We start from the raw sequence: 14620 nt of genomic DNA on the forward strand, positions 1-14620 counted from the left end.
GCACATGATCATTGACGTAAATCAGGTCACCTGGCAGCGGGACGACACAACGATCTTGAAAAACATTGATTGGCAAGTGCAAGAAAACGAACATTGGTGTCTTGTCGGCTTGAACGGTTCCGGCAAGACAAGCTTGTTGAAAATCATCTGCGGGTACACATGGCCGACGAAAGGACAAGTAAGCGTTCTCGGCGATTTGTACGGGACGGTTGATTTGCGTGAGGTGCGAAAATCGATTGGCTGGGTAAGCACGGCCTTGATCGCGCAGCTCCACGAACACGAAACGGCTTTTCGCGTGATTTTGAGCGGGCGGGAAGCGACGATCGGCTTGTACTCTGTTCCGAGTGAGGCAGATGTGCAAAAAGCGCAAGAGCTGCTGGAGACGTTTGGCTGCGCCGAGCTGAAGGACAGGCCGTTCGGTGCGCTGTCCCAGGGCGAGCGGCAAAAGATTTTGATTTCGCGGGCACTGATGGCATCTCCGCGTCTCTTGATTCTGGATGAGCCATGTACGGGGCTTGATTTGCTCTCCAGAGAGCAGCTTTTGTCGATGATTGAGCAGATTGCCAAACAGCCGGAGGGACCGACGCTTTTGTACGTCACCCATCACATCGAGGAGATTTTGCCGTGCTTTACTCACACGCTGCTGTTGAAATCAGGTGAGGTAGAGCGGGCTGGACGAACCGATGAGGTATTGACAGCCGAAGGGTTGACCCGCTTTTTCGGCGTTCCTGTCAACATCGCCCGTTCCCAGGGACGCTCCTGGGTCAGCCTGGGAGAAGAGGCATCTGTGCGTTAGCAGTCCATCATTTGGCAAGGATCGGCAATGTCGTGTATCATTGTGTATAATAATATCAATAGGAATAAAAAACTGGGAGGAGAGGAGAGATGGAAGCATGAACAACGCGATTGCGCCAATCACAGACTCCACCTGGGCGATCATCACTTATGAGGACGCATGGAACAGCTACGTGAACAGTTATGTGATCAAACAAGGTGACTCGTTTGTACTGATTGACTCCCATCAGCGAAAGCAACGGGCGTATTTTCAACAGGCATTGGAGGGAATTGGCGCCAAGCCTGAGCGGATTGACTACGTGTACTTTACGCATCGACACGCTGACCATATCGGGAATGCCGACATGTTCCCGTCTCGCAACAACTGGATTCATCTGGACGATTACTACGAACTGGACGATTTTTCGCAGACGCTGTTCGGACACACCTTCACGGGGAGCGGAGGAGATTTGCCGTCCTTGCGATTTCGTCAGCTGGCCTTTCATACGGAAGGCTCTGTCGCTTTTTTTGACCCGCAGAGCAAAATTTGCTTTGTCGGCGATCATATTTGCTTTGAGAAAACCGAGCTGGGCGAAGTGATCGGGAAGGAAAGCGAATGCCGGGCCGCATATAGGCAGCAGCTCAAAACATGGGCAGGGGAAGAACCGGATCGCGTTCCTGAATATGTAGAAAGTCTTGAAGCCTTGCTGGATTGGCCGATTGAATTTTTGGCGACCGGACACGGCCCGATTTTGCAAGGGGAGATTGCGGATTACTTGCACGAGCTGATTGGGGTGCTCCGCACGTAATGGTCGGAAGTGAAGACGTGCAAAAAGACTTGTGAAGCCAGGAGGCGACACAAGTCTTTTTGCTATCCCGATTGGCGTATGGGAACTATTCTTGCTCCGGTTCGATCAGGACAGGGTCGGAAATTTGCACATTGTATTTTTTTTTGAGTTGAGTGATCCACTCGTCGACGTTTTTGCGCTTGTTCCGATCTTGAAGCTTCTCGGCAATCTCTGGACGGGCTTCTTCCAGCGGTTTTCCGAGTTTTTCCTTGTTTTTCTCGTAGTATTCCTTGATTTGCTCGTCTGTTACCGGATACGCTTTTTCAAGCAGCTTGTCGCGCAGCAAAATCATTTTGATACGTTCGCGCAGCTCTTTTTCGTTCGTAAAGTTTTTTTCCTTCAAGTATTGTTGGAATTTTTCCGGCGTTTTCAGCTTGTCCTTGATCGGATTGACTTTTGCGTCAACCTCCTGCTCGGATACGGTAATGCCTTGTGCGGCGCCTTCCTGTCGGCACAGCTCGATGGCGACCAGATCGGACATGACACTTGCGCCGGACTCTTTTTTCATCTGCTCGTACAGTTCGTGTTGCGAGATGGAGACGTTGCCGATCTTGGCTACTGCATTTGTATCGAGTGCAGCGGAATCTTTTGCTTGGGACACTCCGATGACTGCCAGCCCGGTCAGGAGCACGGCTACAGTCAGGATGGAAACATCAAACTTTTTCATAAAGAAACCTCTCTTTCTGGCGTACCTATGTGAAAATAGTATAGAGCAGCGATGCGGGGGAAAAATGGAACGACTTTTTACGAGAATCCCACATTTGCCTGCCAACCATGCCTAGAGCTTGGGGCGAAAAGGCGGCAATAGAAAACCGCACACCTGAATCATGTGCGGTGTTTGGTAAAATTCATGCAACGGCAAGGCGTGTTTAGCTGACGTGGGTCGATGCCTTTTGCCACTCTTCCAGGCGTTTTTCCAGCTCGGAACGGTTGAAGTGCAAGGAGCTGGCCGATTTGTCCAGCAGCTGGCGAAGATAGGTCAAAGCGTGTTCGTAATTCCCTTTGGCCGCCTCGATTTCAGCCAGGCAAAACAGCTTCCATTCCTTGGCGGAGCGCTTGCTGGAGATCAACTGGTACGCTTCCAGCGCGCTTTCGATTTCGCCCAGTCTGGCGTGCGAGCAGGCGATGAGCGCCAAAGAATCGGTCATTCCCTGGTCGCGCTGGTAAATGCGGAAAGCCACTTCGAGCGATTCGTTGTATCGGCCGGAAGAGTAGTACACGACCGCCAAATTGTAGAACAAGTAGTGAATCATCGCTTGGTTGAACAAAGAAGGGCGTTCCTTGCACACATTGATGCCGGAAACAATATATTTTTCAGCCAGTTCGTAATTGCCAATCATAATTTCATGAGTCGATTTATCCAGCATGGCTACTGCACGCGAACGGTTTTTTCGGTAGGAAGCCTCCAACCAGCTAAGCCGTACATCCAAACGGCGTTTGTACAAATTCGCCATATATTGAAAACGGAAGGGCCAGTGCAGGCGAATGAACATGACCAACAGCACGGCTGCCAAACCCGCCAGTGTCGAGGTCAAATTAAGACTCAAATACTCCACGTAGTGACACCCTCTCTTTTTGCGCTGCCTCTATTACCCCATCTTAGCACAGAACCTGTCCGGGTGACAGACCATTCCCTTTATTTCGTCAGAGTGAGTGTCCGCCCTGCTTTTGACCCGTCAAGCTGCTGGGTTTTGAGGATGTCGTCCGAGACGGTGTACAGCGTGCGGTCAATCGTCAGGATGCGTTTGATGTTTTTGCTGTTTTCGTACCAGCCTTCTCCAGCTTTGTTCAAATCTTCTTGGCTCAGGTGCGTGATCTTGTCGGTCAACGTGAAGCCTTTGGCCAAATCGAGATGATAGACGTAGGCGCCCTGGAAGGTGAAGTGGCCGTAATCGCGTATGTCCGGGCTTTGCTTTTGCTCCTCCGTTAATTCAAAGACAGTGACAGGGAAAGCGAGCAGTTCCTTTTCTTTGGAGAAAAGCAGCGCCTTGTGATTGTACAGAAGCTCGGAATCGGTGCCTCTGTCGCCAATCACGGTTTTGAACTTTTCTTTTGGCTTGCTGACGTCGCTGACATCGAACAGCGCGATTTTCATCCCTTGGTAATAGGCTCTGTCCTTGTCAGATTCGGCTTCCTTGCCAAAACCGATAATGTGATTCTCGTCGTACGGGTGCAAATAGTCGCTGTAGCCGGGAATTTTCAGCGCTCCCAAAATGCGGGGTGCTGCGGGCTTCGACAAATCCAGCACAAACAGCGGGTCTACGTTTCTGAAAGTGACCATGTAGGCGCGCTTGCCCATGAACCGGACCGAGTAGATTCGTTCGGTAGGCGCGACGCCTTCCAGCTTGCCGTGCAGATCGAGCTTGCTGTCGAGGACGTAGACGTTGTTTTGCGAAGTGTTTTCATCGGTGCGCCAAATGTTCCCGCTCGTCGTCGCGAGCCGGAAATAGCCGTCGTACTCATCCATGGAAAACTGGTTGAGGATGCGCCCCGGCACGCTGCCTTTTGCTGCGTAGGTCACTTGGCCGTTGTTCATGCCAAAGCGATAGATGGTCGTGTCGGTTTGCATGGGCGGCGGAGCGAAGGTAGGGGCGATTGACTCTCCTTGCTTCATTTTCGTCGGCAACACTTTTTGTTCGGTCACGGCAACATACAGACTCGTTGGCGAGGCGTAAATGTTCTCGCCTGCCCCCAAATAGGCGGACAGCGACATTTTTTGCTTCGGATCGTCGAGATTGACGCCTGCGACCATCAAGTAACTCGGCTGCACGTTTTCGGGAAAATAGCGGATGTCGTCATACGGGACTGTCAGGAACTTGTCGCCCGAGGCGCTGTCGCGATAGGCAGGGCCGGGCAGTTCATTGTTTTCCTGCAAAATCCGGTACGTGTCGATGTAGCGGTTCGCTGTCAGGTACAAGCTGCCGCCGATTTTGCGGGAAGACAAATACTGGCCTTCCACATCCAGCTGCCGGATCAGGCGAGGATGCGCTTTGTCCGCAATGTCGTAGACAAACGCTTTGACCAGTTGATTGTTTTGATAGTACGGAATGCCGCGCTTGGAAGCAGGGAGGGGGGCCATTTCGACGGTTTCATTCGCCTGGCCGATCACGATCAGCCTGCGATCGTCGACGAACATTTCCAGCGGGGTGAACAAACCGTTTTCGTAGCCGATTCTGCTCACGACATGCATCTCGGTTGCAGGGTAAGCCTTGACGATTCGCACTTCCCGGTTCGTCGACTGGTACAGGTAGGTTCCGTCAATTTTGACGATGTCGGCTTCATCTACGCCTTGTACCTGCGTGTTCGTCGTTGAAAAATCGCGGGATGCACCTGCTGCTGCATTGTCCGCAACCGCTTTCGACATCGGGGCTGCTGTTGGCATGCTTAAAGCCGATTCTGCGATGGCGTAGTTGTACTCCGTTGCTTTGAGTAGCTTTTTCAATTGCCCGTAGCTGCCGACGAGTGGCAATCCGTCTTTTTCTGCGGCCGCAGTCACTGTCGGCTCGTGGAGCGTGCCTGCCGGGAACAAGAGCGGCATGGCGCAAAGCACGATGACTGTCGCGAGCAGCCCGGCTGCTTTTCTCTTCATTTTCAATCCCCCGTTTCTCTATCTGGTCAGGATGTGGATTCAGTAGTAAGACGTGGCAAAAGGCAAGAACGTTTCACGGATGATGAAGTCTTTGCCCAGCGGTGTACGGACAGGGGGGAGAGCGTGTGCTATAATAATAGGCGGTTTAAGCTACCATTCACACTTACGTCAAAAGGGGCGTCTTAGATGGAAAACTTGAAGCAAAGCATTCTGGAACTGATCACGGATACTTCTACGAACTTGCCGCCAGACGTGCGTCGCGCCGTCAATGCTGCCAAGGTAAAAGAAGATCTCGGAACACGGGCAGCACTGTCTTTGTCCACCATCGCGCAAAACGTCGTCATGGCAGAAGAAAATGTTTCTCCGATCTGCCAAGATACGGGAATGCCGACATTTGAAGTGAAAACTCCGATTGGCGTTAACCAGCTCACGATCAAAAAAGCGATCAAGGAAGCGATTGTAGAGGCGACCAAAACAGGCAAGCTGCGTCCGAACTCCGTTGATTCTTTGACAGGGGCAAACAGCGGCGACAACCTGGGGCCAGGTACGCCTGTCATTCACTTCGAGCAATGGGAAGAGGATGAAGTTGAAATCAAGCTGATCTTGAAAGGCGGCGGCTGTGAGAACAAGAACATCCAATATTCCCTCCCCTGTGAGCTGGAAGGTCTGGGCAAAGCAGGCCGCAACCTGGATGGCGTGCGCAAGTGCATCCTGCATGCTGTTTACCAAGCCCAAGGCCAAGGCTGTAGCGCCGGCTTCATCGGCGTAGGAATCGGTGGCGATCGCACCTCCGGCTATGCGCTGGCGAAGCATCAACTGTTCCGTTCTGTGGACGATGTCAATCCAAACCCGGATTTGGCTGCCCTGGAAAACTACATTATGGAAACAGCCAATCAACTGGGCATCGGTACGATGGGCTTCGGCGGAAACTCCACTTTGCTCGGCTGTAAGGTGGGCGTGGAAAATCGCCTGCCAGCAAGCTTTTTCGTTTCCGTCGCCTACAACTGCTGGGCATTCCGCCGTCAAGGGGTTCGTCTGCATGCAGAAACAGGCGAAATTTTGCGCTATCTGTACAAAGATGAAGCTGTGGCAATGGATCTGGCTCCGACCGCAGCTGCGAGCGAAGCGGCAGAAGAGCGCCGCGAGGTTGTGCTCCAGGCGCCGATTTCCGAGGAACAAATCCGCAGCCTGAAAGTGGGCGACGTGGTCATCATCAACGGGGAAATGCACACAGGCCGCGATGCTTTGCACAGCTACCTGATGGACCATGACTGTCCGGTCGACCTCAATGGAGGCATTATTTACCATTGCGGTCCGGTAATGCTGAAAGACGAAGCAGGCGAGTGGCATGTAAAAGCGGCTGGCCCGACAACCTCCATCCGCGAGGAGCCATACCAGGGTGACATTATCAAGAAATTCGGAATCCGCGCTGTTATCGGAAAAGGCGGAATGGGCGCAAAAACGTTGAAAGCGTTGAATGAGCATGGCGCTGTGTACCTGAATGCCATCGGCGGTGCCGCGCAATATTATGCGGAGTGCCTGGAAAAAGTCGAAGGCGTGGACTTCATGGAATTTGGAATCCCGGAAGCGATGTGGCACTTGCGCGTAAAAGGCTTCGCCGCGATTGTCACGATGGATTCGCACGGAAACAGCCTGCACGCAGATGTCGAGCAATCGTCTCTGGAAAAATTGGCGCAATTTGCCGAACCGGTATTTAAATAAGAATAACGAGATAGCCAAAAAAGCCTCTGGCGCCGCATTGTGCGCTGGGGGCTTTTTGCTTTTTTTGCCGCAACGGTACGCTGTACGCCGAGCTTTTGGCTCTGGCTGCCTTTAGCCTTTGCCGCGATTTTTCGAGCCTGTCACGGCGAATATACTGGGTGAATGACCATTTTCGCAAAGATAGGTATTGGTTTATTTCCGTTGCTTGCGGGCGGGCATAGGTTAGTAACGAACAAAGAAACGATAGGAGGAGTGAGATTCGTGAACTACACAGTTCGTGCGGGAGATACATTGAACAGTATCGCGGCCCGCTTTGGCGTGCCGGTACAGGAATTGATCCGAGTGAATAACATTGCCTATCCGTACTACATTTACGTGGGTCAAAACTTGTACATCCCCGTCAGTACAACACCTGCCCCCACAAGCGATGTCGAGCGGAGACTGACTCGCGTGGAAAACCGGGTGGACGCGTTGCGCGACGATTATACCAAGCTCGACGATCGGGTAGATCGCTTGGAGACGCGCATGAACCGCCTGGAAGCCCGCGTAACCCGTCTGGAGCGAATTGTCCCGGCACCTCCGCCGACACCAACCGTCAGACCGACACCTAGACCAACTGCGACCCCGCGTCCGCGTTGATTGAACAAATAGCCCGGCTATCCTTTCTTTGCAAGGGGCAAAGAAAATTCCCGCTTCGCCATTTCCTCTTGGCCCCGATCTGCATAAGGTGGTACTAGAGGATTACGAGGAGGTGCGGCCATGCTAGGGTTTTTCAACGGTAAAAACGTCAGACACCATTTCATGGGCGTCTATGGGAAAGTGGTGCAAATTCGGGAGCTGGTAGAAGTGATCGACCAAGTCTTCGATTCCTTCCACAAAGTGAACAGCATCAGCAAGACGATGCTCGGGCCCCGGAAGCCGAGTGCGAAAAAACTCGACAAACTCAGATGACGACCAGCTATGAAGCTGGACAGCAAAAAAACCGCCTCCAATCTCGGGGCGGTTTTTATGTAAACAAGTATTCAGCGAGGCTTTGCACGGAGTGTTTTTCTCCGGGATGCTCCTGATCCTCATCAGCCTGGCTACCAGTCTGCTTTTGGGCAAGGCGCGGCTAATCGAAAAAAAGAACCCCGCCGCTTGATTTCATCAAAAGGCAGGGTTCCCAAAGCGTGAGACTGTTATGATTTTGGCTTCATCGCTTGCGCAGCCATCCGCACCATTTCTTTGACCATGCTGCCGCCCAGTCTGCCGCCGATCCGGCCTGCATCGTGCGAAGTGAGCTGGCCGTTGTATCCGCGCTGCAAAGGGACGTGAAGCTCGGATGCCACTTCGTACTTGGCCTGGTTCGGGTCAGCGACATGGGCGACTCGTGCTTTCAACGCATCCAGCCCTTCTTGGGCACCCGGGACGAGAGGACGTTTTCGTCTGCTCATGGATCATCACCTCTCGTCTTAGCGTGCCCAACTAGACGAGTGCCTTGCGCATCGTGAAATTCGTCTCCGGGTAGTAAGTGTTGGCAACGAGCAGGTTTGGCCCTGCGCATTTGGCCGCTGGACAGAAGCAGTTGATTTTCTGGTTCATGGAATGTCCCTGCCAAGTGTCAAACATGCGTTGCAGCTCGTCTTTTTGAATATTGCCGAGCGGTTCCACGTCTCCGAAGTCTGTCACGATCACGTCGCCCGTAAAAATGTTGATATTCAAGCGATTCCGACCATCCGGATCGTTGCGGGTCGTGACATTTTTCGCCGTACGGAGCCGCTGGATCAACGCCCTGTCTGCTTCGTCCGCACTGCAAGCGAAAAACGGCAGCGTGCCGAACAGCATCCACAAATCTTCGTTACGGACATCGAGCATCCGGTGAATGGCCTGGCGCAGCTCATCGAGAGAAAGCACGTCGAGATCGCGGGCAAAGTCACTCGCGTACATCGGGTGCACTTCGTGTCTGCGGCTGCCCATTTCCTGAATTTGCCGATGGAGCGTCTCCAGCTTGGGCCAGGTGCGATGATTGAGCATCGTCTCCGCCGAGACAAACACGCCTGCCTCCGCGAGCTTGCGCGCGTTGTCCATCATCCGCTCAAACTGCACTTCTGCCTGTTTGCCTGAAACCGGCTGCCTGGCTTTTGCGTAAACAATATCATGAAACTCCTCCGGGGTAGACCAGTTCCAGGAAATATGCATGACATCTATGTAAGGCAAAACCAGTTCGTAGCGGGAAAAGGGCATGGACATGTTGGAGTTGATCTGGGTTCGCAGCCCGCGATCCGCGGCGTAGCGCAGGATGGGCTGGATGACTTCCTTGACAGTTCGTTCGCTGTACATCGGTTCTCCGCCTGTTATACTTAGCGTAAGCAAATCTTTGGCTTCGTCCAGGCGACGAAGGATGAGATCGACAGGCAGAGCGGGATCGTCTTTATATCGCAATGTATCGCCAACCGCACAATGCTCGCAGCGGAGATTGCACAGATTCGTTACAGTAAACTCGACGCTGGTCAATTTATAGGCGGGGGGTGTCGCATTAAACAACGGCTCCCATGGATCGTGTATCGGTGTTAGTGGTGTTGTTGGAACCATGCGGATCAATTGTGGAAACCTCCTTCATTCTGCGTACAACTCAACCTATTATAACGACATTAGAGCGGAAGGAGAATAGCTAACGACATGATTATGGGGATGTCTTTTGGGCGCGGTGTGCTTTTTCACGATCGCAATGTGCTGGCTTGTGCGGAAGTAAAAGACGGCGTTATCCACATGTGGGCGGAAAAAATCACACTCAAAACGATTGGAAAGCTATGGTATCGTATTTTTTTCTCCTTTCCCTGGTATTATCAGCTTTTTCACCTGCTCCTCGCCTGCTATGTAGTGGCGGCTCTGGTGCATCCGTCCTGGGCAGTCGTAGACCCGATGTGGGCGGCTGTCTATATCGGCGGCTTTCACTTTGTTTTTCCAAAAATGATGAAAAAGTTTCACGGTGCAGAACATAAAGTATTCAGCTATTCCGGCAGAAAATCGCTGACTGCCTTGCCGCAAATTGCCAAGGCTGACATCGTCAATGACGGTTGCTCGACTAACCTGGTCGTCTGGTTTTTCGTTGGCTTTCTGCTCTCTGTCTGGTTTTTGCCGATGGAGTGGAGCATCGTCTGCGGCGTCGGCGGACTTTTGGTGGGAATGTTCGGGGATCGCTACGTGCGCAAATATTGCGGAGTTGTTTACAAGCTCTCGGTCTTTTTCCAAAAGCATTTTACGACGAAAGAGCCGGATCGGCTGCATCTGGAGACGGCTATTCGCTCCTACATGCTGTTTGAGCACATACGCGATATGGAACGGCAGCACTCGGCATGAGAAGGAAAGAGAAGTGAGAAGAAACAAGCCTCTTGGGCAAAGGGGGCTTTTTTGGTCACGACAACGAAGGAGGCAGAGGGATATGAAAATAGCACCGCGAGATTTTGCTGGAAAAGGACTCGCTTATACGCTTCGTTCGGCTCAAGAGGAAGACGCGAGTGAGCTGGTAGCCGTACGACTGCAAATCGATGGGGAAACGGAAAATATGGACAGAGAGCGAGGCGAGGGGTTTCTGGATGAAGCTGCCTTTCGCGAATTGATCCGGGCTGACTCGGAAAGTGAGCGCAATCTGTTCCTGGTCGCGGTGGCGAATGGTCGCATCGTTGCCTTTTCGCGCTGTCAAGGAAGCTCGCTCAAGCGACTGGCGCACCGGGTTGAATTTGGCGTAGGCGTTTTGCAGGAATATTGGGGATACGGCATCGGGAAGCAGCTGCTTCAAGAATCGATCGCCTGGGCAGATGAACAGGGCGTGAAAAAAATGACGCTGCAAGTTCTGGAGACGAATGAAAAGGCGATTGAGCTGTATCAACGGCTTGGCTTTGAGACAGAGGGCGTGCTGAAACAGGACAAGCTGTTATCAGACGGCAACTATTACAGCACGATCGTGATGGGACGATTTGCCGAATAAAAAAGGTCGAGGGCATACGCATTGTCCTCGACCTTTCGCTTTATCTCTCCAGCGGGTTTTCTTCCAGCTGGCGGTACGTTTTTCCTTTGTCCACATAGGACTGGCGAATGCGCACCAGCTCCTTGAAGTCGGCTTCTGTCAGCTCGCGCTTTACTTTCGCGGGATTGCCGACGACGAGCGTGCGCGGTGGCACTTTCATTCCCGGAGGAACGAGCGCTCCGGCGGCGACCATCGCCTCTTCGCCGATTTCGGCCCGGTCCAAAATGATCGCTCCCATCCCGATTAACGCGCCGCGGCGCACCACGCAGCTGTGCAGGACGGCATTGTGCCCGACGGTGACTTCATCTTCGAGGATCAGCGGATTGTTCGGGCTTTGGTGCAAGGTGCTGTTGTCCTGCACGCTCACCCGTTTGCCGATCACGGTTGGCGCGATGTCACCGCGAATTACGGTGTTGTACCAAATGGAAGAGTCTTCGCCAATCTCAACGTCGCCTGTTACGACAGAGCCTTTGGCCAGAAAAACGCTGGGATGAATGTTAGGCTTGATGTTTTCAAAGGGAAGCAGTAGCATAAAAACCTCCTGGTCAGTGAGTAAGCGTGCAGCTGTTTTCTTGCGGACGGGGATGATGAATCGAGAATCGCCCCGTGACAGGGTCGCAGTCAATGACGGTGCCGATCAGCTTGTCCACATCTTGCGGTTGATAGAAGAAGCGGATGCTGTTGATTTCCTCAATCTGGTCGCGCTTGTCCGCTTCGGTAATGGCAATGCTGTAGGTGAAGCTGCCGCATCCGGTCGTGGTTGGAACAAGCTTGATTCCGAGCTTGTCTGCGTCGTGTTCTTCCGCAATCATCAGGGCAAGGCGCGCTGCCGCCTGCGAGGTAATGTTTATCACAATCAACCCTCCTTGTAGCCTCTCTATTGTACTACAGGTTTGCGATTGGATCGAATGCGAACATTCCAGCTTCTGTTAGTTGACCGCAAACGGCGCATGTGATAGAGTATGTAGTACTGATTCGTGAATGCGGGAAATGTGGGTAGTCGCTGCCGCAATCGCTTCGGCGGTTGGCGGTAGAGGAAAGTCCAGGCTCGCCCAAGCTGAGATGCTTGGAGTGTTCGTACCTGGCGCAAGCCAGGGCAGTGAGGCGCAAGCTTTGCTGACGGCGTGGAAAGGGCTCTCTCTGAGGCCCGAGTACGCTGAAAGTGCCACAGAAACGTAGCTTTTCTGGCGACAGAAAAGATGGAACGCGGTAAACCCTGCGAGCGAGAAACCCAAATTTGGTAGGGGAACCGTCCTGAAGGAACCAAACGGAAGGGACGGATGGTATCTTTGGATGCCATAGATAGATGGCTACCGCTCTTGGTGCGAGGGCTTGGCCCGTTTGAAGCACGGGAGAGACAGAACCTGGCTTACAGCATTTCCTGCTGGATATGATTGGAATACCGGGAGGCGCCAAGCTTTGGCGACGTTCCGGTTAAAAAGCAAAGACCGCCTTCATGCGAGGGCGGTCTTTTTGCATGCCAAAAGCAAGCGCGGCACAGCGGCAAGTGTGCTTTGGAGGAGCAAAAGACAACCTTCTGTGATAAGATAAAGGTATGTTTCTCGATCTGCTTACACGGAAAAAGGTTCGGGTGAGGGATCGAAGGAAAAAAGCGCAGACGAAAGAGGGATCGACCGTGAGCTTCACGACAGAGGAAAATGGGATTTTTCCAGCCGTTTGTTCGCTGGATTGCCCGGATCAATGCGGGTTGTTGCTTCACAAGCAGGATGGCAAGCTGGTCAAAGTAGTAGGCGATCCGAATCATCCTGTGACAAAAGGAAACATTTGCAACAAAGTGCGCAACATGGCGGCGCGATTGAATGATCCCAAGCGTCTGGCCTATCCGCTCAAGCGGGTCGGGAAAAAAGGCAGCGGCGAATTTGTCCGCATCAGCTGGGAGGAAGCCATCGATACGATCGTCTCCCGCTGGCGCAGCCTGATTGCCACAGACGGACCGGAAGCGATTTTGCCGTACAGCTTTTACGGGAACATGGGCAGAATCAATGTGGAGGGAATGGATCGGCGCTTTTTCCACCGGATGGGAGCGAGCCAGCTTGACCGGACGATTTGCAACAGTGCTGGCGGAGTTGGCTACAACTACACGATGGGCGGAGCTTTCGGGACCGACCCGGAGGATACCGTTCACGCCAAGCTGATGATCATGTGGGGGATCAACACGGTCAGCACGAACATGCACCAGGTAGTCCTGGCTGAACAAGCCCGGAAAAATGGCGCGAAGATCGTCGTCATCGACGTGCACAAAAACCAGACAGGGCGTTGGGCCGACTGGTTCATTCCGATCTTGCCGGGCACGGACACGGCGCTGGCCTTGGGACTGATGCATGTATTGTTTGCAGAAAACTTGGTTGATTCCGCCTTTTTGCAATCGTATACGGTTGGATACGAAGAATTGCGAGAGCATGTGAAGGCATACGATCCGGCAACAGTCTCTGCCATTACAGGCGTTCCGGTTGACGATATTGACAAGCTGGCCAGATGGTATGGGGAGACGTCGCCTTCGTTTATTCGCATTGGCAACGGCATCCAGCATCATGACAACGGAGGAATGTGCGTCCGGGCGATTTCCTGTCTGCCGGCGCTCACCGGACAGTGGCTGGTCCGGGGCGGCGGCGCGATCAAAGGGAACAAAGGCTTTTTGGAACACAACAAAACGGCCGTGCAACGGCCCGACTTGTTAGCGAACAAAAACACGAGAGTCATCAACATGAATGAACTGGGCAAGGTGCTGCTTGAAGTACAGCCTCCCGTGAAGTCGCTGTTTGTGTACACGAGCAACCCGGCTCTTGTCGCACCGGAAGGCAACAAGGTCAGACAAGGGCTGGCAAGAGAAGATTTGTTCACGGTCGTGCACGATCTGTTTTTGACCGAGACAGCCAAGTATGCGGATATCGTTTTGCCCGCCACGTCTTCCTACGAAAACATGGATTTCTACACGAGCTACTGGCACCATTACATCCAGTTGCAACAGCCCGTCCTCGCCCCGTATGAAGAGAGCAAGTCCAATACGGAGCTGTTCCGGTTGTTGGCAGCCGCCATGGGCTATGATGAACCTGCTTTCCGCGATTCCGACGAAGACATGATTCGCCAGGCGCTGGAAGGGCACGGCAATCCGCATATGGAAGATATCACCTTCGAGTCGCTGGTGGAGCACAACTACCGCAAAGCCAAGGTCGACTCGTACTTTACGGGCCGCCTGTCCACGCCGAGCGGAAAAATCGAGCTGTACTCGCAGACGATGGCGGACAGAGGGTATCCGCCGTTGCCGACCTATTCGCCGCTCGCAAAAGACGGCGATTATCCGTATCAGTTCGTGCCCGGGCCGAACCATAACTTTTTGAACTCGACGTTTTCCAACAACGAGAAGCATATGAAGATGGAAAAAATACCGAAGCTGCACATGAACCAGGCGGACGCCCAGCAAGTCGGGATTGAGGATGGGGATACCGTCCGGGTGTGGAATGACCGTGGAGAGTGCGAACTGGTTGTCTCTGTTGGCGAAAATGTGCTGCCGGGCGTGGTTGTCAGCCAGGGCTTGTGGGCAGATGGACCAGAGTCCAAGCATTACGTGAACGCGTTGACCCCGGATCGGATTGCCGACATGGGCGGTGGAGCGACATTTTTCTCCGGACGGGTGGATGTAGCCCGGATCGCGCGGTAAAT

The 14620-nt window shown here is 53.1% G+C and carries 15 protein-coding genes and 1 other RNA gene; 9 read left to right on the forward strand and 7 right to left on the reverse strand.

Features of this window, described 5'->3' with window-relative positions:
* Positions 1–4 precede the first annotated feature (4 nt).
* Entirely contained in the window at positions 5–796 is a 792-nt protein-coding gene (locus tag NST23_RS10565) for an ABC transporter ATP-binding protein (protein ID WP_122965683.1), read from the forward strand.
* Positions 797–893: 97 nt separating this feature from the next.
* Positions 894–1583, forward strand: coding sequence for an MBL fold metallo-hydrolase (locus tag NST23_RS10570; protein ID WP_122965684.1), 690 nt, complete (start codon positions 894–896; stop codon positions 1581–1583).
* 85 nt (positions 1584–1668) lie between these two features.
* On the opposite strand, the gene NST23_RS10575 is transcribed toward NST23_RS10570, so the two are convergent.
* The 3 genes from NST23_RS10575 to NST23_RS10585 form a co-directional block, all read right to left on the reverse strand.
* Positions 1669–2289, reverse strand: a complete 621-nt coding sequence (locus tag NST23_RS10575; RefSeq protein WP_340963631.1) for a peptidylprolyl isomerase — start codon at positions 2287–2289, stop codon at positions 1669–1671.
* 202 nt (positions 2290–2491) lie between these two features.
* Positions 2492–3178, reverse strand: a complete 687-nt coding sequence (locus tag NST23_RS10580) for a tetratricopeptide repeat protein (RefSeq protein ID WP_340963633.1) — start codon at positions 3176–3178, stop codon at positions 2492–2494.
* A gap of 80 nt (positions 3179–3258) precedes the next feature.
* Complete coding sequence (locus tag NST23_RS10585) at positions 3259–5211, reverse strand: beta-propeller domain-containing protein (protein WP_340963634.1); 1953 nt, start codon at positions 5209–5211, stop codon at positions 3259–3261.
* A 186-nt stretch (positions 5212–5397) separates the two neighbouring features.
* Between NST23_RS10585 and NST23_RS10590 the strand changes: the two genes are divergently transcribed.
* The 3 genes from NST23_RS10590 (at position 5398) to NST23_RS10600 (ending at position 7884) form a co-directional block, all read left to right on the forward strand.
* Complete coding sequence (locus NST23_RS10590) at positions 5398–6933, forward strand: fumarate hydratase (RefSeq protein WP_173599746.1); 1536 nt, start codon at positions 5398–5400, stop codon at positions 6931–6933.
* Positions 6934–7194: 261 nt separating this feature from the next.
* On the forward strand, positions 7195–7572 hold the full coding sequence (locus NST23_RS10595; RefSeq protein ID WP_122965689.1) for a LysM peptidoglycan-binding domain-containing protein: 378 nt from the start codon (positions 7195–7197) through the stop codon (positions 7570–7572).
* Positions 7573–7692: 120 nt separating this feature from the next.
* Positions 7693–7884, forward strand: a complete 192-nt coding sequence (locus NST23_RS10600; RefSeq protein WP_063227780.1) for a hypothetical protein — start codon at positions 7693–7695, stop codon at positions 7882–7884.
* A 227-nt stretch (positions 7885–8111) separates the two neighbouring features.
* On the opposite strand, the gene NST23_RS10605 is transcribed toward NST23_RS10600, so the two are convergent.
* Both NST23_RS10605 and yfkAB read right to left on the reverse strand, forming a co-directional pair.
* Positions 8112–8366 (reverse strand): alpha/beta-type small acid-soluble spore protein, encoded by a 255-nt coding sequence (locus tag NST23_RS10605; RefSeq protein WP_173595608.1) that lies wholly within the window; start codon positions 8364–8366, stop codon positions 8112–8114.
* 31 nt (positions 8367–8397) lie between these two features.
* On the reverse strand, positions 8398–9513 hold the full coding sequence (gene yfkAB, locus NST23_RS10610; RefSeq protein ID WP_173595609.1) for a radical SAM/CxCxxxxC motif protein YfkAB: 1116 nt from the start codon (positions 9511–9513) through the stop codon (positions 8398–8400).
* 78 nt (positions 9514–9591) lie between these two features.
* On the opposite strand from yfkAB, the gene NST23_RS10615 reads away from it, so the two are divergent.
* Both NST23_RS10615 and NST23_RS10620 read left to right on the forward strand, forming a co-directional pair.
* On the forward strand, positions 9592–10272 hold the full coding sequence (locus tag NST23_RS10615) for a DUF1385 domain-containing protein (RefSeq protein WP_340963635.1): 681 nt from the start codon (positions 9592–9594) through the stop codon (positions 10270–10272).
* 82 nt (positions 10273–10354) lie between these two features.
* Positions 10355–10900 (forward strand): GNAT family N-acetyltransferase, encoded by a 546-nt coding sequence (locus NST23_RS10620; RefSeq protein WP_281868229.1) that lies wholly within the window; start codon positions 10355–10357, stop codon positions 10898–10900.
* A gap of 40 nt (positions 10901–10940) precedes the next feature.
* Here NST23_RS10620 and NST23_RS10625 read toward each other — a convergent pair whose 3' ends face one another.
* Both NST23_RS10625 and NST23_RS10630 read right to left on the reverse strand, forming a co-directional pair.
* Complete coding sequence (locus NST23_RS10625) at positions 10941–11471, reverse strand: gamma carbonic anhydrase (RefSeq protein WP_122965695.1); 531 nt, start codon at positions 11469–11471, stop codon at positions 10941–10943.
* Between the two features lie 13 nt (positions 11472–11484).
* The gene (locus NST23_RS10630; protein WP_122965696.1) at positions 11485–11793 is read right to left on the reverse strand and encodes an iron-sulfur cluster biosynthesis family protein; all 309 of its coding nucleotides are present in this window, start codon (positions 11791–11793) and stop codon (positions 11485–11487) included.
* A gap of 134 nt (positions 11794–11927) precedes the next feature.
* Here NST23_RS10630 and rnpB point away from each other — a divergent pair.
* Positions 11928–12316: RNase P RNA component class B (gene rnpB / locus NST23_RS10635), an RNA gene on the forward strand.
* A 259-nt stretch (positions 12317–12575) separates the two neighbouring features.
* Positions 12576–14618, forward strand: coding sequence for a molybdopterin-containing oxidoreductase family protein (locus NST23_RS10640; protein WP_340963636.1), 2043 nt, complete (start codon positions 12576–12578; stop codon positions 14616–14618).
* The last annotated feature ends 2 nt before the right edge of the window (positions 14619–14620 follow it).

The organism is Brevibacillus sp. FSL K6-0770 (genome assembly GCF_038000275.1).
Taxonomy (GTDB): Bacteria; Bacillota; Bacilli; order Brevibacillales; family Brevibacillaceae; genus Brevibacillus; species Brevibacillus parabrevis.